The organism is Rhizobium sp. BK251 (assembly GCF_004345245.1).
In the GTDB taxonomy this organism is placed as follows: Bacteria; Pseudomonadota; Alphaproteobacteria; order Rhizobiales; family Rhizobiaceae; genus Rhizobium.
Genome location: NZ_SLUQ01000004.1, coordinates 1 through 23,261, shown reverse-complemented (window position 1 = coordinate 23,261; position 23,261 = coordinate 1). Strand labels below are relative to the sequence as shown.

Annotated in this window: 16 protein-coding genes; 8 read left to right on the top strand and 8 right to left on the bottom strand. The window is 62.6% G+C overall.

The features are described from left to right. Positions 1–51: 51 nt before the first annotated feature. Positions 52–522, bottom strand: a complete 471-nt coding sequence (locus EV286_RS10130; protein WP_245500670.1) for a GNAT family N-acetyltransferase — start codon at positions 520–522, stop codon at positions 52–54. Then, positions 519–920, bottom strand: a complete 402-nt coding sequence (locus EV286_RS10125) for a rhodanese-like domain-containing protein (protein WP_132956920.1) — start codon at positions 918–920, stop codon at positions 519–521. Before EV286_RS10125 ends, EV286_RS10130 begins: the two co-directional genes overlap by 4 nt. 59 nt (positions 921–979) lie before the next feature. Between EV286_RS10125 and ftrA the strand changes: the two genes are divergently transcribed. Continuing rightward, positions 980–1,969 (top strand): transcriptional regulator FtrA, encoded by a 990-nt coding sequence (gene ftrA, locus EV286_RS10120; protein WP_132956919.1) that lies wholly within the window; start codon positions 980–982, stop codon positions 1,967–1,969. A gap of 77 nt (positions 1,970–2,046) precedes the next feature. On the opposite strand, the gene EV286_RS10115 is transcribed toward ftrA, so the two are convergent. The 4 genes from EV286_RS10115 to EV286_RS10100 all read right to left on the bottom strand — a co-directional run bounded on the left by EV286_RS10115 (position 2,047) and on the right by EV286_RS10100 (position 9,539). After that, the gene (locus tag EV286_RS10115; protein WP_132956918.1) at positions 2,047–3,042 is read right to left on the bottom strand and encodes an alpha/beta hydrolase; all 996 of its coding nucleotides are present in this window, start codon (positions 3,040–3,042) and stop codon (positions 2,047–2,049) included. Between the two features lie 146 nt (positions 3,043–3,188). Further along, complete coding sequence (locus EV286_RS10110) at positions 3,189–5,993, bottom strand: LuxR family transcriptional regulator (RefSeq protein ID WP_132956917.1); 2,805 nt, start codon at positions 5,991–5,993, stop codon at positions 3,189–3,191. Between the two features lie 466 nt (positions 5,994–6,459). After that, on the bottom strand, positions 6,460–7,569 hold the full coding sequence (locus tag EV286_RS10105; RefSeq protein WP_132956916.1) for a sulfite oxidase: 1,110 nt from the start codon (positions 7,567–7,569) through the stop codon (positions 6,460–6,462). A 263-nt stretch (positions 7,570–7,832) separates the two neighbouring features. Then, positions 7,833–9,539, bottom strand: a complete 1,707-nt coding sequence (locus EV286_RS10100; RefSeq protein ID WP_132956915.1) for an adenylate/guanylate cyclase domain-containing protein — start codon at positions 9,537–9,539, stop codon at positions 7,833–7,835. A gap of 61 nt (positions 9,540–9,600) precedes the next feature. On the opposite strand from EV286_RS10100, the gene EV286_RS10095 reads away from it, so the two are divergent. Further along, entirely contained in the window at positions 9,601–9,804 is a 204-nt protein-coding gene (locus EV286_RS10095) for a hypothetical protein (protein ID WP_245500669.1), read from the top strand. A 202-nt stretch (positions 9,805–10,006) separates the two neighbouring features. On the opposite strand, the gene EV286_RS10090 is transcribed toward EV286_RS10095, so the two are convergent. Beyond that, positions 10,007–10,459, bottom strand: a complete 453-nt coding sequence (locus EV286_RS10090) for a hypothetical protein (RefSeq protein ID WP_132956914.1) — start codon at positions 10,457–10,459, stop codon at positions 10,007–10,009. An 864-nt stretch (positions 10,460–11,323) separates the two neighbouring features. Between EV286_RS10090 and EV286_RS10085 the strand changes: the two genes are divergently transcribed. The 6 genes from EV286_RS10085 to clpB all read left to right on the top strand — a co-directional run bounded on the left by EV286_RS10085 (position 11,324) and on the right by clpB (position 20,762). Next, positions 11,324–12,598 (top strand): aspartate kinase, encoded by a 1,275-nt coding sequence (locus EV286_RS10085; protein WP_132956913.1) that lies wholly within the window; start codon positions 11,324–11,326, stop codon positions 12,596–12,598. Positions 12,599–12,688: 90 nt separating this feature from the next. Next, positions 12,689–14,956, top strand: coding sequence for a phosphoenolpyruvate--protein phosphotransferase (gene ptsP, locus EV286_RS10080; RefSeq protein WP_132956912.1), 2,268 nt, complete (start codon positions 12,689–12,691; stop codon positions 14,954–14,956). Positions 14,957–14,985: 29 nt separating this feature from the next. Then, positions 14,986–16,065, top strand: coding sequence for a peptide chain release factor 1 (gene prfA, locus EV286_RS10075; protein ID WP_132956911.1), 1,080 nt, complete (start codon positions 14,986–14,988; stop codon positions 16,063–16,065). Then, a complete protein-coding gene (prmC, locus tag EV286_RS10070; RefSeq protein WP_132956910.1) occupies positions 16,062–16,934 on the top strand; it encodes a peptide chain release factor N(5)-glutamine methyltransferase in 873 nt (290 codons plus the stop codon). The genes prfA and prmC overlap by 4 nt, the downstream gene beginning before the upstream one ends. Before the next feature lie 346 nt (positions 16,935–17,280). Continuing rightward, positions 17,281–17,934 carry a DUF4167 domain-containing protein gene (locus EV286_RS10065; protein ID WP_132956909.1) on the top strand — a complete coding sequence of 218 codons (654 nt, stop codon included), beginning with the start codon at positions 17,281–17,283 and terminating at the stop codon, positions 17,932–17,934. Positions 17,935–18,161: 227 nt separating this feature from the next. Beyond that, entirely contained in the window at positions 18,162–20,762 is a 2,601-nt protein-coding gene (clpB, locus tag EV286_RS10060) for an ATP-dependent chaperone ClpB (protein WP_132956908.1), read from the top strand. 88 nt (positions 20,763–20,850) lie between these two features. On the opposite strand, the gene EV286_RS10055 is transcribed toward clpB, so the two are convergent. Then, positions 20,851–22,797, bottom strand: a complete 1,947-nt coding sequence (locus tag EV286_RS10055) for a M23 family metallopeptidase (RefSeq protein WP_132956907.1) — start codon at positions 22,795–22,797, stop codon at positions 20,851–20,853. Positions 22,798–23,261 lie beyond the last annotated feature (464 nt).

The window sequence follows — 23,261 nt, the reverse complement described above, 5'->3', positions numbered from 1 at the left end:
CGGGCGATGCCGCGCGGACAATCACCGCTGCTGCGGCTCTTGCCGTAAATTTCAGGGCTTCTGCATCCGCTGCGCCGGCAAAGCTTTGCTGAAACGCATCTTGAGCTGGCCGGCGCCGCCTTCGCGTTCATAGAAGCGTATCGCATCGGCGTTCCATGCCGGGGTCTGCCATTCAATCCGTTGAGCGCCCGCCTCATCCGCCATTTGACAGGCATGGTCAAAGAGGAGCCTGCCAATGCCTCGACCGCGCGCGCCTGCGCGGACGAACAGGCAGTCGAGGTAGGCAAAGCGGCTGGCAGTCCAAAGCGCAAAGTCAAAGGTGAGGGCGGCATAGCCAACCAGCTTGCCGCCCTCTTCGGCCACGATCAGGTGGACAGGAGGTTGCCGCGAATCCAGAACCAACTTGAGATCGTTCTCGTTCAAATGCGCGGTCGTCTGCTCGAACGACGCATGCCTCCGGATCAAATCCAGCAACGATGCAGCGTCCGCCGAGCGCGCGCTCCTGACCACCCGGTCTGTCACGCGACGTCGTCCGAGATCAGGCTGAAGCCTTCGTCCAGCCAGCCCGTGACACCGCCGGCCATGATCTTGACCGGCCGTCCCAACTCGGCAAGCCGCAGCGCACCCCGCGCCGCACCATTGCAGTGAGGGCCGGCGCAGTAGGTCACGAAGATCGTCTCTTCCGGCCAGTCGGCCATTTTCGATCGCACGATCTTGCCATGCGGCAGATTGATGGCCCCGGCGATGTGGCCCTTGGCAAACAGGGCAGGCCCGCGCACGTCCAGCAGGACGAAATCCGGCATCTTGCCAAGTGCGTCGTGAACGTCCCAGCAGTCGGTCTCGAATGCGAATTCGGCTGCGAAGTGTTGGCGGGCTTCCGCACTCGGGGCGGGTGATATGGCGGTAACAGATGTTGGCATGATTGGTCTCCTTTCGTCGCCTATTTCTCCACACTGCCCCCGACTTGCAATTGGCGCGAATGACAATATACGTAAAGATCATGCCAAACCTCACCGGCCCCCTCGTCGTCGTTCTGCTGTATGACGGCCTTTGCACCTTCGAGTTCGGAATCGCCGCAGAGGTGTTCGGCCTTGCGCGCCCGGAAATGGGGCCGGCGTGGTATCGCTTCGCCAGTTGCGCCGTGGATGAAGGACCGATGCGCGCCCATGGCGGCTTGGTCGTCGTGGCGGACAGCGGCCCGGAATTGATTGAGCAGGCCGATATCGTGATCGTTCCTGGCTGGAAGGGTGCGGACGTTCCCGTCCCCGATACGCTTTGCCGACAGCTCCGTGCCGCCCATGAAAGGGGAGCCCGGCTTGCATCCATCTGCTCGGGAGCCTTCGTCCTGGCGGCTACGGGGCTGCTGTCTGGTGGCGCGGCGACGACACACTGGAGATATGCCGACAGGCTACGCGCCCGCTATCCCGACATCGCGGTGGACGACGCCTCGCTCTATCGCTCGCACAATCGCATCTACACGTCTGCCGGCAGTGCTGCCGGCATCGATCTCATGATCGATATTGTTCGGCAGGACTTTGGCGCAAGTGCCGCCAACTCCGTGGCCAGGCGCTTGGTGATGCCGGCGCATCGATCGGGAGGTCAAGCGCAGTTCCTCGAACGCCCGGTTCCTCATCGGGAAGGTCTGGCGATCGCCCCGCTTCTCGAGAATGTCCGTGCGAATCTGGCGGCGAACTGGAGCGTGGAGCGTATGGCCGGGGAGTGCCGCATGAGTGTCCGAACCTTCCTGCGCCGATTTTCCGAAGCAACCGGGCAGACACCGGGGGACTGGCTGCTGTCCGAACGCGTCAGCGATGCCCAACGGCTGCTGTGTCTGGGGCAGAGCAACATGGAGGTCGTGGCGCTGGCATCGGGTTTCGGCAGCGCCCACACGCTCCGCCACCATTTTCGCAAAAGGATCGGCATCAGCCCGAGTGAATATCGAGCCCGCTTCATCAGCGAGCAACCCTGAGCCAATCGAGTGTCCGCCTGAAATCCAGGCCCTCGTTGGCGACGCGGCGGCGCAGGTCCGCCGCGTCGCTGTTTCGGCTAGTGCGTTGCCGGCTCGAGATAGTGGCGCAGATTGTCGTTGATCTGTTCGATCGCTGCTTCCGTGGAAGGCACGTTGCGGATGGCGTTCAACAGCACGAAGTCGTGGATCGTGCCGTTGTAGCGCGCCGCGGCGACCGTCACGCCGGCTTCCTTCAGCTTCCTTGCGTAAGCCTCGCCCTCGTCGCGCAGCGGATCGTTCTCGGCGGTGATGATCAGTGCCGGCGGCAGGTCCTTGAGTTCGTCGAGATTGGCGCGCAACGGCGACACATAAGGGTTGTCGCGAGTCTTGGCGTCGGGGGCGTAGAGATCCCAGCCGTACTTCATGAAGTCACGTGCCAGGAAGCGGCCGATGCCGTATTCGCGATAGGAACCGGTATCGACGCTTGCATCGGTCGCCGGAATGAGGAGCGCCTGGAAGCTGATCTTGGGGCCGTTGCGGTCCTTGGCCATGAGCGTCAGCGCTGCGGCCATGTTGCCGCCCACCGAATTGCCGGCGACCGCGATCCGGCTGCCGTCGGCGCCGAACTCATCAGCATGCGCCGCCACCCATTTCAGCGTGGCATAGGACTGATCGAGCTGCGTGGGGAAGCGCGCCTCGGGCAGGGAGGTATATTCGACGAACACGCCGACCTGGCCGGAGCCGACCACCAGATCGCGGAGAAGACGCTGGTGGTTCTGGAAGTTGCCGACAATCCAGACGCCGCCGTGAATGAACAGCAGCACGCCAGGCTTGCCGGTGACGTGCTCGGGTTTCATGATGTAGATCTTCACCGTCTGGCCATCCTGGGTGATGGTCTGCTCGGTCGTGGTCACTCCCGACATGTCGACCGGGGTCATGTTCTGAAGACCGGTCAGGATCTCCTGGGGCTTTGGCTGCGGCAGTTCCCAGAACGGGCTTGGATCCGTGTTGATCTTGGCAAGGAACGCGCGAACCTGCGGGTCGATCCGGGGGTCGGTGGCGGCGTCCGGAGCCGCATGAGCGGGTTGAATCATAAGGCTTACTCCGAGGCTGAGGGTTGCGAGTGAAGGCAAGCGTTTCACGTCATTCTCTCCGAGAAAGTTGCATGCAACCGCACTGGTAGCCCGCAGGAGGGAACCTGCGCTTCTGTCAAATGACCGGTCCGATGACCGGTCGGCAGTCAAGTTTGGGGATTGCCGGCATCCGTGAGGAGGGGACGCAGCGCAGAGCGCGACGTGACGCCGGTCTTCGAAAAGATGCGGTGGAGGTGGTAGCCGACGGTCCTGTGCGACAAGTAGAGCCTGGCGCCGATTTCCTTGTTCGAGAGACCCTCGGCCGCGAGTTGCGCGATGTGAAGCTGCTGCGGCGTGAGCATTTCCCAGACGTACTCGGTTCGGCGGCGGCTGGCTTCTCCCGAAGCACGCAGTTCCTCCCTTGCCCTGTCGCTCCAAGGCAGAGCGCTCAAGGCATCGAAGATATCGCGGGCCTCACGCAACGGCGCCCTCGCGTCCACGGACCTGCGCTGGCGGCGCAGCCATCCGCCATAAGCCAGGAGAAGACGTCCTCTCAAAAACGGCCACTTCTTCGCGACCGGGCCCAGGCCTTTCAGGAAGAACTGCTCGGCATCTTCAGGCGCCGCAAGCAGCGCCTTGCCATAATACAGCATCGTCTCCACCCACGGCACCGGCGTCGGAGCAGCGACGCGCTCGATCTCCTCGATGACATGACGGGCCGCCTCGGCATTGCCGGAGAAAACGGCAGCCTCCACGAAATCCGCGAGCCCGAAGAATTGGAGACCGGAATTGAAGGCCGGATCGGCAGGCGTAAAAAGACGCCGCAGATGCTCGTAGGCTTCCCAATGCCGGCCCGCGCCGATTGCCGAGATGCCTCGGGCGATCTGCAGCATGGCCAGCAGGAAACTCGCTCCTGCCGACAGGACCAGGCGTTCCGCCTGCGCCGCAAATGCCTGCGATTGCTCGAGATTGCCCATCATTCCGGCGAGCTTGGCTTTCACGATCGTAGCCGCGGCGTGCCATAGGGTTCCGCCCGTATCTTCGGCAAAGCGAACGGATTCTTCGGCCTCTCTCATTGCGCGGGTCCAATCGCCCACCTCCATTTCGGCCCAGGCCTGAGCAAAAAGCACGCGCGCAAGGTCGCTCAGTCGCCCTTGTTCACGCAGCGCGGCGGCGGAATCGGTCAGGAAACTAACGCCGAGGTCGAAGGCACCAATGACATTGGCAGTGCTACCGAGGATTCGCGCAGCCGCAGGAGTGCCGCCGCTTGCTCCGGCAAGCCGCTGGAGCCTGTTGTATATTTCACCCCCGAGTTGGAGCGGCTCGGCGTATGCGGATATTGCGATCAGGCATGGGTCCGTCTCAGGCAGTTTGAGGCTGTTTGCAGCGGCGAGGATGCTTTTGCGAAGGTGCCTGTCCGCATTGCTCCACCAGCAGCGTTGGGCTGCACGCCACAGCAGATGGCTCGCCAGATCCGTGGCGCCGGCAGCATTGGCCTGAGCGGCCAGGCCAATCAAAGTCGGGATTTTCGCCGGATCATTGACCATCGGAGGCTGGACGATCTCGCGGCACCAGCCGATCCGCGCCGTGGCGAGATGATCCGATTCACTCACGCCGGCTTCAAGCAGCAAGCGGTCGAGGAGTTCCGGCTGCCCGAGATCGGCGGCGAGCTCGGCGGCGCGCAAGAGCCGCTCGCTTTTGCCTCTCGCGGTGCTGCTCAGCCGAGCCGCCTTTTCGAGGACCTCGATCGCCATGGCGACGGCGCCTTTCCTCAGTGCCCGCGCCGCCATGCGATCGTATTCGCCCGCCAGTTCGTCATCCGGTCCGATCGTCGCCGCCGCACGGTGCCATAGCTGGCGATCCAGTTGGTCATGAACAATGGCCGCAAGCGCGGCATGGATCCTTTGCCGCGTTGCCAGATCTGCGGCCTGATGCATCGCCGAACGCACAAGCGGGTGCCGGAACCGCACGTCCGTTCCATCGATGTCGATCAGCTTGACGGCGACCGCCGGCATCAAGGCACTGACATCCAGCCGCTCACCCGACACCGCTTCCGCGGCACGCAGGATTTCATCGAGCGACGTCCCGTCGTTCTCGGCTGCCACGAACAGCAGGGTTCGGGCCGAAGCCGGAAGATCGGCCAAACGGGCTGAAAAGGCACGCTCCAGGCGCTCCGTCAGTGGAAGCCACGTTGCATCGCGCTGCTCGGCTGCCTTCTTGTCGCGAGGCAGTTCCAAGAGGGCGAGCGGATTGCCGGAGGCCTCCTTGAGGAAGCGACTGCGCAATTCGTCGGGAATGCCGGGCGCATGCGCATCCAGCAGACGTTCGGCATCGGCATCGTCAAGTCCCGAAAGCCGCAGCCGAAGGGTGTTGGCGCCGTCGAATGAACGGTTGAAGCCATCGCGCATCGCCACCATGAGAACGATAGGGTCCGAACTCAGCCTGCGTGAGATGAAGGCCAGCACCTCATGGGTTGCCTCGTCCAGCCATTGAGCGTCGTCGGCAATGAGCAGGATGGGCCTGCGCGTCGCGCTGTCGGTCAGAAGCGACAGCGTCGCAAGCGCGACCAGAAAGATATCGGGAGCCCCCATCTCGTCATGTATGCCGAAAGCGGCCTGCAACGCAGACCGCTGCCGAGGGACCAGGTCCGCTGCCTGCTTCATCAGCGGGCGCAGCGCCTGCTCGAGTGCTGCGAACGGCAAGTGGACCTCGGCCAGAACGCCTATCATGCTCAGGACCGTGATGTCGCGTTCGAGGGCTCTATGCCTGGCGAGCTCGAGGAGCGCGGATTTCCCGATCCCGGGCTCACCGCTGATGACGAGCGACGCTCCACCATGATCGACCCGCTCTATCAGGTGCTGAATCAGGGCAATGTCCTGCTCTCGTCCCTGCAAGGGCTGGAGTGGCGGGAGCACGGTCCCCTTGCGCGGCTTCCGCCGCGACGATTGCATCTCTTTCGTCTGCTTGGCCATCAGGTAACCATTGATCCCTCTGCGCCCTGTCGAGGTCGACGGCGCCACAGGCATGGGAAGAGATCGAAGCTTGCCGGCTGTGATTCAACAAATTGTCGCGGCGCTGCGCCGTCGTGGCAGCGTGCCATTCACAGATATATCCGTAAAGCCGCTTTCACTCGTGAAGCCGTTTGCAAGTCCTGACAAGGCGCATGATTGCTGCGCCTGCCGGCCCCAAGCAATGTCGGCTTTTGGGAAATCAAAAAGGAACGCGGTGGCGCGCGAAAAGCGTACACGTCAAGGCACACGCGATCCATTCGCCTCGTTACCTCGCCACGCCGTTGGTAAGAGTAGTGGCAAGTCCCGCTCTTGGTGCAGAACGGCCTTGGTCAAATGGCTGCGACCGGCCCAATGCGGACATAGAAGACTCGTTTGCCGTAGACGGCTTCGCGACCCCAAAAACCGCCATTCCGTTCCATACTGGTGATCAGATTACGAATTCCTCCTCGTACGTCTGTGTCTCGGGAACGACCGTAACCTCCACCGGAATGATCCAATTGGCCGCGTAGCTCTCGCAGTCGGAACGCTGCTGGTCGGGCTGTACGCACCCCGCCCCATCGATCGCTCGGCATCGCAGTATATGTGGCCCCACTTCTTCAGGGGTCCACATGTACTCCCACAAGCGCCATGCAAAGGGACGTTCTGTTTCGAGGAGCCTTCCCTCGCGCCAGCCCCTGCCATCTCCGGTGCAGACCTGCACCTGCCGGATACCAACCTCTCCGCTCCAGGCGGCTCCGAAAATCCGGTACGGTTGGCCGACGATGAGACGCGCCCCCTGTACGGGGCGCGCGATCTGCGCCTTGACCTCCATCTCCGCAAGCGGGACCAGCCTGGGTTCTCCGAGGTTGCGCTCCCAACGGAAATAGTCGCGCGCCTGCCAGTAGCCAAGGAACGGTTGCTCTACAACCGTGATATGCGTGATCCACTTAACCCAAGCCATGCCGAACCAGCCGCCCACGACCGCGCGCAGCGGGTAACCATGATCGCGCGTCAACGGCTCCTCGTTCATCGAATAGGCAAGGATCGTGCTGTGAGCGATGGCCTTCTCAAGCGGCAAACTGCGCGCAAAAGCGATGGGGCCAGGAGAAGCCGTTTTCTTGTTCGCGTCGACGACGCCACTGTCGGCGCCCGCGAGCAGAACCTCACGGGCGGTTCGCTTGACGCCCGCCATTTCCAAAATCTCGCGGAGAAGAACACCTGTCCACGCGGCATTGCCGACGGCTCCATTCTGCCACTGCAACCCCTCCTTCGGCGGCTCATAGTAGACGCGCCCGTTCCCTGCGCACTCGACGACGGCGGTCAAAGTCGTGCTCCGCATCGCCATGATGCTGTCGAGGTCAAGTTCGATCGGCCGCTCCACCGCCCCGTCAACCCGCAATCTCCAGTCTCGCGCATCGAGGTCCGGCGACGGGAAATGGTTTCGCACGAAGAACAGCTCGGTTGGGATCAGCCAATCGGACAGCGACGCAAACGGAAACTCGATGTTCGGTGGGGATTTCTGTCGAACGATCAGACTGGGTTGCTGTGGTGTCGGCATCGTCCTCGTCTCCCCTTCCAAGAGCACAACGTCGGCTGCCCTCGCAGTGCGTATGTCGCATTGCGCCTTTGGGCTGCATTCTAACACATACCGCAGGTTCCTCGGATCGACCTCGATCGGCAGCAAAGGGCCAACCGCGCGGTCATTTCACGACCTTAGCTATGGTTCCGTCAGCTTGGCACTTCGATCCAGACCGCCGCTCTCGCACAGCGCATATCCGTTGATCACGTCCTCGAACGCGTCGGGATTGTCCGCACCCGCCGTCACATCTCCGGCAGGCCGGCCTTTCGGAAGCCGTCGACAAAGTGGTCTCGTACAGATGCATCGCGCAGCGGCTGGGAGCTGAGCCAATGGCCGATCGTGAAATGAGGGTGGGCGATCAGGAACAATTCTGCTTCTCGCCGCGCCTCCTCACTGTGGCCCAACTGAGCAAGTGTCGCAGCCAGGAATTTGCGCGAGTTGGTACGATACGTGTCTTCCCTGCGAAGCGTAGCTTTCGCCGCCGCATAGTCACGGGCGGCATATTGCGCCTGCCCAAGATGACAAAGATACCAGCAGGTCGGATAGGGATTGAGCCGCAGAGCTTTTTCGATCTGCGCTAGTCCGTCGGCAACCCTGCCGTCCAGCACGGACACGTCCGACATGGCGGCCCAGGTATCGGCGTGGTTGGGGTCCAGCTCCAGGGCCTTGGCGAAGGCAGCCTCCGATTCCTCCCATCGCCGCTCATAAGCCAAAATGGTCCCCAGAACATAACGGCAGCCGGCATCGTTGGGGTCGAGGTCGACCGCCTTCTGCGCGAACGTCACCGCCATCCGACGGTTAGGATCTTCGGGCTCGCCGAAATGAGTCCAGGCAAGCCAACGGTTGTAGGCGAGCAGACCGAGCGCTTCGGCATATGATGGCTCGAGCTTGACCGCGCGTTGGAGCAGCATATAGGCCTCGCGCTCAGTTTGCGGCGACTCTTCCGTTAGGAGACGGGCGCGTACACACAGATCGTACGCCTCAAAGTTCTTCGGCCGCTTGCGCTGCGTCTGGTTGGTCAGCCGGCCGACGAGGGCTTCAACAATCTTGGCGTTAACTTCATCCTGTAATTCGAAAACATCTTCCACCGTCCTGTCAAACCGGTCGGCCCACAAGTGCTGGCCGCCAAGTGCGTCGATCAATTGGGCACTGATGCGGACACGGCCCATTGCGCGTCTGGCGCTCCCCTCGAGGACGTAGCGGACGCCGAGCTCCTGGGCGACCAGCCGTACGTCGACCGGCTTGCCCTTGTAGGCGTACACCGAATTGCGCGCGATGACGAACAGGCCAGCCGTGCGGGAAAGGTCGGTGATCAGGTCTTCGGTCAAGCCGTCGACGAAAGGCGCGTCCGCTTCATCCCCACTCATATTCGTGAACGGCAATACAGCGATCGAGGGACACTCGGGCAGCGGCAAGATGCTCTGCAGCGCATCCGGCCAATGCCACACGTGGACCGGGCGAGTCAGGTTCTTCAGGTAGCGTTCGCCTGCATCAAAGAACCGGTCGCCGATCTTGCCGACGATCTCGTCGTGAACTCTGGCTGAAATGCAGATACCTCCCGGTGCGGCCTGCGTCTCGAGGCGCGCCGCGACATTGACGTCGTCGCCGAGGACGTCTGAACCATCGTCAATGACATCTCCCAGATTGACACCTACACGCAAAATCAGGCGTCGGTCTCCGGAAGCCTCAACAGCAGTGGTGGCCCGTTGCATTTCCAACGCTGCTGCGACCGCGCCCACCGCGCTGCCGAATTCGATTAAGAATGCGTCGCCCATGACCTTGAAGATGCGACCGTTGTGGCGCATTACAGCCGGCTCGATAACGCCAGAACGGAGTTCCCTGAGGTTCGCCAGCGTTGCGACTTCATCAGCCTCCATCAGGCGTGAATATCCCACCACATCGGCAACGACGATGGCGGCAAGGCGACGCTGAAGAGATTGATCCGCCATGTGAGGACAAGCCCAACGACCGAGTTCGCAAGTTATTGTTCACCCGCGGGTGAGTCAACAAGTGGTAAGAGGTAACGTCCAGGCGATCTCCACCTCCATCGAGCCGTCATCCTTGTTTGTGACCGACGGCGTCGAGGTGGACGACACGGAAATGAGTATCCACGAAAAGCGGACGGCTCTTGAACATCTGGTGATGGGCGGCGAGCGGGGCTTCAGCGGAAGTGCCCAGTTTTGTTCGCGAAATGGCGTTTCGGAGGAGACCTGAACAGCAACTGCGCTAGGTCTGCATTTCTGGCTAGCATCTCCAGATGCGGTCAGTCTCCTTCCGGCCGCAATGCGGTCACTCATCCTAGTCAAAGCAGATGTCTTCTTCTGGCGCAGAGTGGTCGAAGGCGGTTGACTGCTCTTGGCCCCAAGGCGGACGCTAGGCCCACGTTTGGTGAACCGCGCCGGCTCATCGGCAGGGTCTAGCGCCAGGTCGGCGGTGATATCCTCGCGATGGTTCTTCCGGAAATCCAGATCGAGCCCGCCCCGGACGCCAGCCCGTCGCCAAACCCAGTGCCGGCGTATATCTGCGATTGGTTTGTCTTGGGATTAATCTGCACTAGGGGCAATCCGTCGTAATAAGACGCCCAGACATATCCGCCGCCCGCGATGATATCGCCACCCCTATGTCCACCAGTCGCGATGGTAGCAATAACTGCATTCGTCTCCGGATCGATACGCTGCACGACGCCGTCGCGGAGTTCGACCACCCAGATCGAGCCGAAGCCCGCCGTGATGAAGACTGGCCCGGCGCCGAGATTGATTGTTGCAACAAGTTCATTAGTAGCGGCATCGATGCGATAAAGTTGATCCTTGGCCGCACCGGTTACCCACACAGACCCGAACGCAACTGTCACGCCATGCCCCAGCGGCATGCTTATGCGCGCCTGCTCCGCGCCCGTCGCGGAGTCATACCGCAAGAGCAATGATTTCCCGACGCCGACCGTCGCAACCCACAGGGAGCCTTCACCGAGCCCAACGCTACCTTCGGAGCCGAGCATCTCGACGGGGATGGTAAGTGCAATGCTGTTTGTGGCTGGATCGATCTTGGTGATCGTATCAGTGCCGATGTCCGGTACCCAGGCGCCCCTTCACCCACGGCCATGCCGCGATACGGCCCCCGCGCTCCCGGAATCTTGATGTCGATGACGCTATTGTCAGTGGGATCAACGCGTACCAGCGTGCCTTCCTGCATCATCCAAACGGACTCGAAACCAAATCCGATGAAGTCACCCCGACGCTCAATGCGCGCCTCCACCGCCAGATCCGCTGCGCTGAACTCGGTGCCTGTGGCCGGCGAGGCAAAAGCGACCGCCGCAATGACGATCGATCTGATCATGGGTCGGTTCCCTTCGTCTTGAATGATTGTACTCTTCGTCCGACTTGATCGCTATGTCTTGAACACCCACCGCCGAACCAATGGGCGAGCTGGGTTGTTTACCCGATCCAGGGACTGGTCCTGGCGCAAAGCGGCCTTCCCGGCGCCGCCGCGTGTTGGCCTCTCCATCCACCCTTGCCACCCCCTTGCAAACTCGATAAGAGACGCCAACTTTCGTCCCCGGCGGGCTGGGTTTCGGAAGGGGCCGGGCGTGCAGGCGTTGCCGGGCTCTTCGGGGAGCCTTTTGTCGGGTTTCGTGGTGCCGGGTCCGGCTTTTCCTCTCCCGGCGGTCTGTGAATGGCGCCTGGTGGTGCGGAAGCCTTTCGTTTCCGGCATCCCGCGCGGGTCTTGGTAGAGATATATGGCACGCATCGTGATGAAATTCGGCGGGACTTCCGTCGCTGACCTGGACCGCATCAAGAACGTCGCCCGCCATGTCAAACGCGAAGTCGATGCCGGCCATGAGGTTGCGGTCGTCGTTTCCGCCATGTCGGGCAAGACCAACGAGCTGGTCGGCTGGGTGCAGAACACGCCCAAGGTCGTCGGCGCGAACTCGCCTTTCTACGATGCGCGCGAATATGACGCAGTCGTCGCTTCCGGCGAGCAGGTGACCTCCGGGCTGCTGGCGATCGCGCTGCAGGCGATGGACATCAATGCGCGCTCCTGGCAGGGCTGGCAGATCCCGATCCGCACCGACAACGCCCATGGCGCAGCGCGAATCCTGGAGATCGACGGCTCCGACATCATCAAGCGCATGGGCGAGGGGCAGGTTGCCGTCATCTCCGGCTTCCAGGGGCTCGGTCCCGACAACCGCATCGCGACGCTCGGGCGCGGCGGCTCGGACACGTCGGCGGTGGCAATCGCCGCGGCGGTGAAGGCCGACCGCTGCGATATCTACACCGATGTCGACGGCGTCTACACGACCGACCCGCGCATCGTGCCGCAGGCGCGTCGTCTGAAGAAGATCGCCTTCGAAGAAATGCTGGAAATGGCGTCGCTGGGCGCCAAGGTGCTGCAGGTGCGCTCCGTTGAGCTTGCCATGGTGCACAAGGTGCGCACCTTTGTGCGTTCCTCCTTCGAGGATCCCGATGCGCCGGGCATGGGCGACCTCTTGAACCCGCCCGGAACGCTGATTTGTGACGAGGAAGAGATCGTGGAACAGGAAGTCGTAACCGGCATCGCCTATGCCAAGGATGAGGCACAAATCTCGCTGAGGCGTCTTTCAGACCGGCCCGGCGTTTCGGCCGCCATCTTCGGGCCGCTCGCCGAAAGCCACATCAATGTCGACATGATCGTCCAGAACATTTCCGAGGACGGGTCGAAGACCGACATGACCTTCACCGTGCCCTCGGGCGATGTCGAAAAGGCGATCAAGGTTCTCGGCGAGAACAAGCAGAAGATCGGCTACGACGTCATCCAGAACGAATCAGGTCTCGTGAAGGTGTCTGTCATCGGTATCGGAATGCGCTCGCACGCGGGCGTTGCAGCGACCGCTTTCCGCGCACTTGCCGAAAAAGGCATCAACATCAAGGCGATCACCACCTCGGAAATCAAGATTTCCATTCTTATCGACGGTCCATACGCGGAACTTGCGGTTCGGACTTTGCATTCCTGCTACGGTCTGGATAAGAGTTGATCGACATCCGGTCTGCCGGAACGGTGCATGGGAACACACCGGCTGGCGGCTCGCGCGCATGACATCGTCTTTTCGGGAGCTTGATACGCAATGAGAGACCTTTCTGGCGGTCCGCGTGTTCTGCTCAAGCGGTTACGCGAACTCATGGCGGAACCGCTGGAGCCCCAGGAGAGGCTTGACCGGATCGTGCGCCAGATCGCGTCCAACATGGTCGCGGAAGTCTGCTCGGTCTACGTGCTGCGCGCCGACGGCGTGCTCGAACTCTACGCCACCGAGGGCCTCAAGAAAGAGGCCGTCCATCTCTCGCAACTGAAGATGGGGCAGGGCCTCGTCGGCACGATCGCGGCATCCGCACAGCCGCTGAACCTCTCGGACGCGCAATCGCACCCGGCCTTCCGCTACCTGCCGGAAACCGGCGAAGAGATCTACCATTCCTTCCTCGGCGTGCCGATCCTGCGCGCGGGGCGTTCGCTCGGCGTTCTCGTCGTGCAGAACAAGGCGAGCCGCAACTATCGCGAGGAAGAGCTCGAGGCGCTCGAGACGACGGCGATGGTGCTGGCCGAAATGGTCGCGACCGGCGAGCTCAAGAAGATCACCAAGCCGGGCCTCGAACTCGACCTGACGCGCTCCGTCACCATCGACGGCGACACTTATAACGAAGGCATCGGCCTCGGCTATGTCGTGCTGCACGAGCCGCGCATCGTTGTGACCAACCTGCTCAACGAAGATACGGAGAAGGAGATCGGGCGGCTGGCCGATGCGCTGGGCTCCCTCCGCATCTCCATCGACGACATGCTGTCGCGCCGCGACGTCTCCATGGAGGGCGAGCACCGCGAGGTGCTGGAAACCTACCGCATGTTCGCCCACGACCAGGGATGGGTGCGCAAGCTGGAAGAGGCGATCCGCAACGGCCTGACCGCGGAAGCGGCGGTGGAAAAGGTGCAGAGCGACACCAAGGCGCGGATGATACGCCTCACCGATCCCTATCTGCGCGAGCGGATGCACGATTTCGAGGATCTCGCCAACCGCCTGCTGCGCCAGCTGATCGGTCACACCGGCCGCTCGACCGCCGAAGGCTTTCCGAGCGACGCGATCGTCCTTGCCCGGGCGATGGGTGCGGCAGAGCTTCTCGACTATCCGAGGACAAACGTGCGCGGCCTCGTGCTGGAAGAGGGCGCGGTCACGAGCCATGTCGTCATCGTGGCGCGCGCCATGGGCATTCCCGTTATCGGCCAGGCGGCCGGTGTCGTGGCGCTTGCCGAAAACGGAGACGCGGTGATCATCGATGGCGACGAGGGCCATGTGCATCTGCGTCCGATGCCGGAGCACCAGCGTTCCTACGAGGAGAAAGTCCGTTTCCGGGCGCGCAGGCAGGAACAGTTCCGGGCGCTGCGGGCCGTGGAGCCGGTCACCAAGGACGGCAAGCGCATCACGCTGCTGATGAATGCGGGCCTGCTGGTCGACCTGCCGCAGCTTGCCGAATCGGGTGCCGAGGGCATTGGCCTCTTCCGCACCGAGCTGCAGTTCATGATCGCCTCCACCATGCCGAAAGCGGAGGAACAGGAAGCCTTCTACCGCAGCGTCATGAAGCAGGCCGGTGGGCGCAGCGTCACCTTCCGTACGCTCGACATCGGCGGCGACAAGGTCGTGCCTTATTTCCGCGGGCACGAGGAGGAGAACCCGGCCCTCGGCTGGCGTGCGATCCGCCTCTCGCTCGACCGTCCCGGCCTGCTGCGCACCCAGCTTCGGGCGATGCTGAAGGCGGCCGCCGGCACCGAGCTGAAGATGATGGTGCCCATGGTCACCGAGGTTTCGGAGATCAGGGCCGTGCGCGAACTGCTGCAGAAGGAAGTGCAGCATCTTTCGCGCTTCGGCCATGGCCTGCCGCGCAAGCTGCAGTTCGGCGCGATGCTGGAAGTGCCGTCGCTGCTCTGGCAGCTCGACGAGCTGATGGATGCGGTGGACTTCGTTTCGGTCGGCTCGAACGACCTCTTCCAGTTCACGATGGCCGTCGACCGCGGCAACGCCCGCGTCTCCGACCGGTTCGACGTGCTGGGAAGGCCGTTCCTGAGGGTGCTGCGCGACATCGTAAGGGCCGGCGAACGCAACGATACACCGGTGACGCTCTGCGGCGAGATGGCGGGCAAGACGATCTCGGCGCTCGCCCTGTTCGGCATCGGCTTCCGCTCGGTATCGATGTCGCCGGCGTCGATCGGTCCGGTCAAGGCAATGCTGCTTGGGCTCGATATCGATGCGCTCGGAGCGGTGCTCCACGAGGCGCTGGACGACACGAAGCCGCAACATTCGGTCCGCGAAATCCTTGCCCGCTTCGCCGAGAGCAACAATATTCCGCTGTAAGAGAACAATAAGAAGAACTGGAGCGAAGGGTGGCCAAGCTTCCCGTTGAAAAGATGCGCGAGCTGGAGCGCCGCTTCGGCGAGATCGAGGCCCGCATGTCCGCGGGTCCGTCCGCGGACGTCTATGTGAAGCTTGCTTCGGAATATTCCGAACTGCAGCCGGTGGTGACGAAGATCCGCGCCTATGAAAAGGCAGTCGCCGAGCTCGCCGACATCGAGGCGATGCTTGCCGATAGGACCGTCGATCGCGAGATGCGCGAGCTTGCGGAGATGGAACTGCCCGACGTGAAGGAGCGTATCGAGACGCTGGAGCAGGAGATACAGATCCTGCTCCTGCCGAAGGATGCGGCCGACGAGAAGAGCGCGATCCTCGAAATCCGCGCCGGAACCGGCGGTTCGGAGGCGGCCCTCTTCGCCGGCGACCTGTTCCGCATGTACGAGCGTTTCGCCGCCGCCAACGGCTGGAAGGTGGAGATCCTTTCGGCGAGCGAAGGCGAGGCCGGCGGCTTCAAGGAAATCATCGCGACGATCACCGGCAAGGGCGTCTTCGCCAAGCTCAAGTTCGAGTCCGGCGTGCACCGGGTGCAGCGCGTGCCGGAGACGGAGGCGAGCGGGCGCATCCACACCTCGGCGGCAACGGTCGCAGTTCTCCCTGAGGCCGAGGAGATCGACATCGCGATCCGGCCGGAGGATATCCGCATCGACACGATGCGCTCTTCGGGCGCGGGCGGACAGCATGTCAACACCACCGACTCGGCCGTACGCATCACCCATCTGCCGACCGGGATCGTGGTGACGAGCTCGGAGAAGTCCCAGCACCAGAACCGCGCCAAGGCGATGCAGGTCCTGCGCTCGCGGCTTTTCGACATGGAACGCCAGCGCGCCGACAGCGAGCGGTCCGCCGATCGCAAGAGCCAGGTGGGCTCCGGCGACCGCTCGGAGCGCATTCGCACTTATAATTTCCCCCAGGGCCGCGTCACCGACCACCGCATCAACCTGACGCTCTACAAGCTCGACCGGATGATGGAAGGCGAAATCAGCGAGGTGGTCGACGCGCTTCTGGCCGACTATCAGGCGAGCCAGCTCGCGAGCCTCGGCGAACAGCAATGAGCCTGCCGGGCCCGACGATCGGCGAGCTCCTTAACCGGGCGCGAACCCGGTTTGCGGCGGCGGGGCTTGAGAACGCGGCCGCCGATGCCCACATCCTGATTGGCGGCCTGCTCGGACTTTCGAGGGTCGAGCTGCTGAGCCGGGAGAAGGAACAGGTCGAGGCGACCTCGGCCCAGCGGATCGAGGATGCGATCCGGCGGCGGCTGGACCGCGAACCGGTGTACCGGATCCTCGGCAGACGCGAATTTTACGGGCTGGCGCTCGAGCTTTCGCCCGATACGCTGGAACCAAGGCCGGACACGGAAATCCTCGTGGACACGATGCTCCCGCATGTGAGGCGCCTGGCGGCGACGCATGGCGAAGTGAGAATCCTTGATCTCGGCACCGGCACGGGCGCCATATGCCTGGCCCTTTTGAAGGAGTGCCCGGAGGCGATCGGAACAGGTGTCGACATTGCCGCGGGCGCGGTGCTTGCGGCGCAGAAAAATGCGCGCGAGAACGGCCTGGATGGCCGCTTCGAGGCGATAGAAGGAAGCTGGTTCGGAAAAATTTCGGGCGAATTTCACGCCATTGTCTCAAATCCGCCCTATATTCCATCCAGTGTCATTTCCACTCTCGCTCCCGAAGTGAAGGAACACGATCCGGCGGCAGCGCTGGACGGCGGCAACGATGGGCTTGATGCCTATCGGGCGATTGCCAAGGATGCGGCAAGGTTCCTCTGCCAGGATGGCATCGTCGGACTGGAGATTGGCTACGATCAGCGCATGGAAGTGACCGCGATTTTTACTGCGGAAAATTTCCGCCTGCTTGAATCGGTCCGCGATTATGGCAAAAATGATCGTGTAGTGGTGTTCGCGTACAAGAGTTAAGCGACGATTTGTTGCAATAGATGGAACATCATTGCAATTGCGAAGAAAAGGCTTGGATTTCCCAAGGAAGCAATATAGGTTGCCCCTACGCGTCGGGCTACTAGGCATGGACGAAGTATCGTTCGAGTCCTGTTCGACCTCGGGGGTTCCCTCTTTGACGAGAGTTTCAAAGGTTGAGCACAACCTGATGCGTGAATCAGTCAATCTGACTTAGGAACGAGCGGCAGGCCGGCGCATGGGCGCAGTCTGCCTTGCGGGCACATGAAAGCCCGGGGCCGGATTTTTCCCGCCCACGGCGGCATGTGCCATTAATCATCAAAACAAGAGAATGCAGGTGAGTGGATCGATGAGGCCAGGACAGCAGAACAAGCGCGGTCGAGGGCGTGGCAATAACAACAATAATAACAACAACAACGGCAACAACAACAACTTCAACCGCAAGGGCTCGAACCCGCTGACGCGGACCTACGACAGCTCGGGTCCGGACGTGAAGATTCGTGGTACGGCCCAGCACATTGCCGAGAAATATGCCACACTTGCCCGCGACGCCCAGAGTGCCGGCGACCGGGTCATTGCCGAGAACTATCTTCAGCACGCAGAGCACTACAACCGCATCATTGCTGCCGCGCAGGCGCAGATGCAGGACCGCTTCAGCCGCGAGGATCGCGCCGACTTCGGCGACCGCGAGTCTGTCGAGCGCGACATGGACGACCTCGATTCAGTCGAGATGGAAGAGCGTGCCCCGGCGCCGGTTGCCGCTGCTCCGCAGCCCGTGAGGGAAGTCATCGACGGCACCGGCCCGCAGCCGGTGATCGAAGGCATTCCGGCCGAGGTTGCCATCGAAGAGGAAACGCCGGCTTCCGGCGAACCGCGCGAACGGACGCCGCGCCGCCGCAACGCCGGCAACCGGCCGCGCCGGCAGCCGCGCCGTGCCAATGGCGAGGCAGCCCCGGAAGGGTCCACCGATTCGCCGGAGCTGGCAGACGCTTCGACCGAATAGGTGCATGGACGGGCACGAAACGCCCACCGACCAGAACCCCGGCAACTGCCGGGGTTTTTTCGTTTGTGCTGCTCTTTAAACTCCCCGCTGGCTGTCCCATATTCTGCTCGAACGACCCGGCCGCAAATCCCAGATGCGGCAGGCAAGAGCTCGCCTTTTGAGGGAGCTCAATCTCAATCATCGGTCCGTGCCTTATGAAAGGGCGGGACGATACATGGAGGTAAAGCATGAATATCGAGAAGTATTCGGAACGCGTGCGCGGTTTTCTTCAGTCCGCGCAGACTTATGCCCTTGCCGAGGGGCACCAGCAATTTACTCCGGAGCATGTGCTGAAGGTACTGCTCGACGACGACCAGGGTATGGCCGCGTCGCTGATCGAGCGCGCCGGCGGTGACGCCAAGGCCGCCCGGCTTGCCAACGACGCCGCGCTTGCCAGGCTTCCCAAGGTTTCCGGCGGCAACGGCCAGGTCTATCTTTCGCAGCCGCTCGCCAAGGTGTTTTCGACCGCGGAAGAGGCTTCCAAGAAGGCCGGCGATAGTTTCGTGACCGTCGAGCGCTTGCTGCAGGCACTGGCGATGGAGCCCAGTGCCTCGACATCCGCGACGCTCAAGAACGCCGGCGTCACGCCCGTTACGCTCAACCAGGTCATCAACGACATCCGCAAGGGCAGGACCGCCGACAGTTCCAATGCCGAACAGGGCTTCGATTCCCTGAAGAAATATGCGCGTGACCTGACCGCCGAGGCCCGCGAGGGCAAGCTCGACCCTGTCATCGGCCGCGACGATGAAATCCGTCGCACGATCCAGGTGCTTTCACGCCGCACGAAGAACAATCCGGTTCTGATCGGCGAGCCCGGCGTCGGCAAGACGGCAATCGTCGAGGGCCTGGCGCTACGTATCGTCAACGGCGACGTACCCGAGTCCCTCAAGGACAAGAAGCTGATGGCGCTCGACCTGGGCGCGCTGGTTGCCGGTGCGAAATATCGCGGCGAATTCGAGGAGCGGCTGAAAGCCGTGCTCAACGAGGTGCAGTCGGAAAACGGCGAGATCATCCTGTTCATCGACGAGATGCACACGCTGGTCGGCGCCGGCAAGGCGGACGGGGCGATGGACGCCTCCAACCTGCTGAAGCCCGCACTTGCCCGCGGCGAACTGCACTGCGTCGGCGCGACCACGCTCGACGAATACCGCAAGCATGTCGAGAAGGATCCGGCACTTGCCCGCCGCTTCCAGCCGGTCATGGTCGAAGAGCCGACGGTCGAGGACACGATCTCGATCCTGCGCGGCTTGAAGGAAAAATACGAGCAGCACCACAAGGTTCGGATCTCGGATTCCGCGCTGGTCGCGGCTGCGACGCTTTCCAACCGCTACATCACTGACCGCTTCCTGCCCGACAAGGCGATCGACCTGATGGACGAGGCGGCTGCGCGGCTGCGCATGCAGGTGGATTCCAAGCCAGAAGAGCTGGACGAACTCGATCGCCGCATCATGCAGCTGAAGATCGAGCGCGAGGCGCTGAAGAAGGAAACCGACGCCGCTTCTGCCGACCGCCTGAAGAGGCTGGAGACCGAGCTGACGGACCAGGAAGAGCAGGCCGATGCATTGACGGCCCGCTGGCAGGCCGAAAAGCAGAAGCTTGGTCTTGCTGCGGATCTGAAGAAGCGGCTCGACGAGGCCCGCAACGAATTGGCGAGCGCCCAGCGCAAGGCTGAGTTCCAGCGCGCCGGCGAACTGACCTACGGCGTCATTCCCGAGCTCGAAAAGCAATTGGCCGAGGCCGAAAAGCAGGACGGCGATCGCAGCGCCATGGTGCAAGAGGTCGTGACCCCCGACAACATCGCGCACGTCGTCTCGCGCTGGACCGGTATTCCGGTCGACAAGATGCTGGAAGGCGAGCGCGACAAGCTGCTTCGGATGGAAGACGAGCTTGCGAAGTCGGTCGTCGGCCAGGGCGATGCCGTTCAGGCCGTCTCCCGCGCCGTTCGCCGCTCGCGCGCCGGGCTGCAGGATCCGAACCGGCCGATCGGTTCGTTCATCTTCCTCGGCCCGACGGGTGTCGGAAAGACCGAACTTACCAAGGCGCTCGCCCGCTTCCTCTTCGACGACGAGACGGCGATGGTGCGCATGGACATGTCGGAATACATGGAGAAGCACTCCGTGGCCCGGCTGATCGGCGCGCCGCCCGGCTATGTCGGCTATGAGGAGGGCGGTGCGCTGACGGAAGCGGTTCGCCGGCGGCCCTATCAGGTGGTCCTGTTCGACGAGATTGAAAAGGCGCATCCGGACGTCTTCAACATCCTGCTCCAGGTTCTGGACGACGGGCGGTTGACGGACGGGCAGGGCCGAACGGTCGACTTCAAGAACACGATGATCATCATGACGTCGAACCTCGGCGCCGAATACCTGACCCAGCTCAGGGAGAAGGAAGACAGCGAGGCGGTCCGCGAACAGGTGATGGAGGTCGTGCGTGCGCACTTCCGTCCGGAATTCCTGAACCGCGTCGACGAGATCATCCTCTTCCACCGCCTGAAGCGCGAGGAGATGGGTGCGATCGTCGAGATCCAGCTGAAGCGCCTGGTGGCACTGCTGTCGGATCGCAAGATCACGCTCGAACTCGACGAGGATGCGCGCAGCTGGCTCGGCGACAAGGGCTACGACCCGGTCTACGGCGCCCGCCCGCTGAAGCGCGTGATCCAGAAATATGTCCAGGATCCGCTGGCCGAGCAGATCCTCTCCGGCCAGGTGCCGGATGGGTCGACCGTCAAGGTGACGAGCGGTTCGGACAGGTTGCTGTTCCGCACCCGCGAACCGGTCGGCGAAGCAGCGTAAGCCTTGTCAGCAGGAAAAGACGGATGGCGGCCCTCGGGCCGCCATTTTCGTTTGCGGAGTCGAACGATGCCCGTTCCCGGGGCCGATCCTATCGGCTTGCGACCTGGTCGCTCGGCTTGATGTTGAGAAGCGTATCGATGCGCTTGCGCTCGTCTTCGAACCTCGCAAGCGCTTCGCCTTCCAGCGACTTGCCGCCCGGCAGGCGGATGCGCAGCGGATCCACCTTGGTGCCGTTGACGATCAGCTCGTAATGCAGGTGCGGGCCGGTGGATTCGCCTGTGGTGCCGACCCAGCCGATGACCTGGCCCTGGCGAACCTTGGTGCCGGGGACGATGCCCTTGGCGATCGCGCTCTGGTGGTTGTAGGAGGATTCATAGCCGTTGGCATGGCGGACGATCGTCTGGTTGCCGTAGCCACCGGAATCCCAGCCCGCCTTTTCGACGACGCCGTTGCCGGCGGCGATGATCGCAGTGCCGCGGGGAGCGGCCCAGTCGACGCCGGTGTGCATGCGGGCAAAACCGAGGATCGGATGCCGACGCATACCGAAGCCCGATTTGAAGATGCCGTTCGGAACCGGGTTGCGCAGCAGGAACTGGCGGATGCTCTTTCCGGTCTCGTCGAAGTAATCGATGCTGCCGTCTTCCGGATCCTGGAAGCGGTAGAAGCGCGTCTCGTTGTCGCCGAACCTGGCGTCGACATAGAGGAGCTCGGAATCCTCCGTTGCCCGGCCGCTGTCGTCGGTCACCGAGAAGAAGGCTTCTAGCGTGTCGCTGGGCTTCAGCTGCGCCTGGAAGTCGACATTGCTGGCAAGCAGCTTGATGATGAGCGCCGTCATCTCCTTGGTCATGCCGTAGGAGAGGGCGGCACGATAGATGCCGTCATAGACGCGGGGCAGGTCACGGCCGGCGGCGACCGGTGCGGCGTTGCCGTCGAAAGCGGTCGCGAGCGCCTCGAGCGCCGGCGGCTCGACGCCGGGGACGAACTGCCCCTTGTCGTTCAGCGCCATGGTGATCGCATGGCTGGTGCCGTGATAGACGCTGGCGCGGATGACCTTGGCCTGCTCGCCCTTCTGGATGATGCCGACGCGCAGGACGTCACCCTTGGAAAGCTCGGTCGTGCCGAGCTGCGGTCCGAGGAAGGCCGCGATGCCGTCGGCCTGGGGCTTGGGATAGCCGGAGCTCTGGAGTGCTGCGGTGATCTCGGCGTCTTGCCTGATCGGGATGATGTCGTCGGCATACTCAGGCGTCTGGGGCGTCACCTGCTCGGAGGCGGCGACCGACATGTTCTGCTCGAGGACGCGTGCCGCAAGGCCCGCTGTCAGATCGACGTCGCCGTCGTCGGCCACGAAGCGCCTGGGGTCGACATAATAGAGCGCCGAAAGCTGCGTGTTGCCGTCGGTCAGCACGGAGCCGTTGGAGCGGACGTTCTCCTCCACCTCGTCGAGGGTCATCGAATTGGCGGTGTCGAAGGAGGAATCCTTGACCGGAAAGGCAATGGTCTTGAGGCTGACCTCGGATTCGACTTCCGATCCGTAAATGGCGCCGGTGCGGTTGGCGGGCACGGAATTGCCCTCGTCGCTCGAAAAGATCGCCAGCGGATCGAAATCCGGATAGTCCTCGGTCGCGACGTGGTTGGCGGCGAGCGTCATCTTCACATGCGCGAAGGGCTGGCGGCGCACGACCTCCTTCTCGCCGTCATGCACGACGGTCGAGACCTCCATGATGGCACGATCGGAGGGCTTGGCGGCAATGCCGGTGACAATCAGCCTGCCACCACGCGTGACGTTGGTCTCGGCATGGGCATCGTGCGAAAGGTCGGTGGTGGCGTAGGCCTCGGCGGGGATTGCAAGCTGCTGGCGCCCGTCGAGAGCGGCAAAAAGAGCGACCCCCATCAGTACGCTGGAGGTGATGCCGGTGAGGAACGTGCCCGAAAGCCAGCGCAGGGAAATTTCGCGACGGTCAGGCGCCCGGCGTCCATCAGCCAGAATTGGCGGCTCGCTGCCCAGCGATCGGATCACCACCTTGTCCGTCATCATGCCAATCGGATTCCGCTTTCTTTTCCCCAGGGCCCCCGCAGGCGCGCGGCGGAAGAAGTGCACATTTGTCGCGCAGGAGTCAAATTTCGCAGCTTCCAACACCATAGAGTGCGGAGCCTGCGTGAATCATGCGTCTCCGGAAGAGCATTCGATTGTGAATTTGTGAGGGCAGGCGCGTATATAAGTGTCGCGCGAGGCCTGTTTCCTCCGAGATTTCGAGGCGAACACGGTTGCATGCGCCGCACACGCCCATCTCCGGTAGAATAGACCGTCCTCGCAGGTGCCCTTGCCATCGCCTTTCGGGCCGAAATTGAAATATCGATGCAAATTCAATCGCTTCGAAGATTTTTCTTTTTTTTGGAAAGATGCAGTTGACTTAGAAAAGGGGTAGGGTCTATAAGCCGCGTCACTGAACGAGGGCGGCGGCGCTGCTGGCGACGATGACCTTCGCTCTAGAGTTTCCG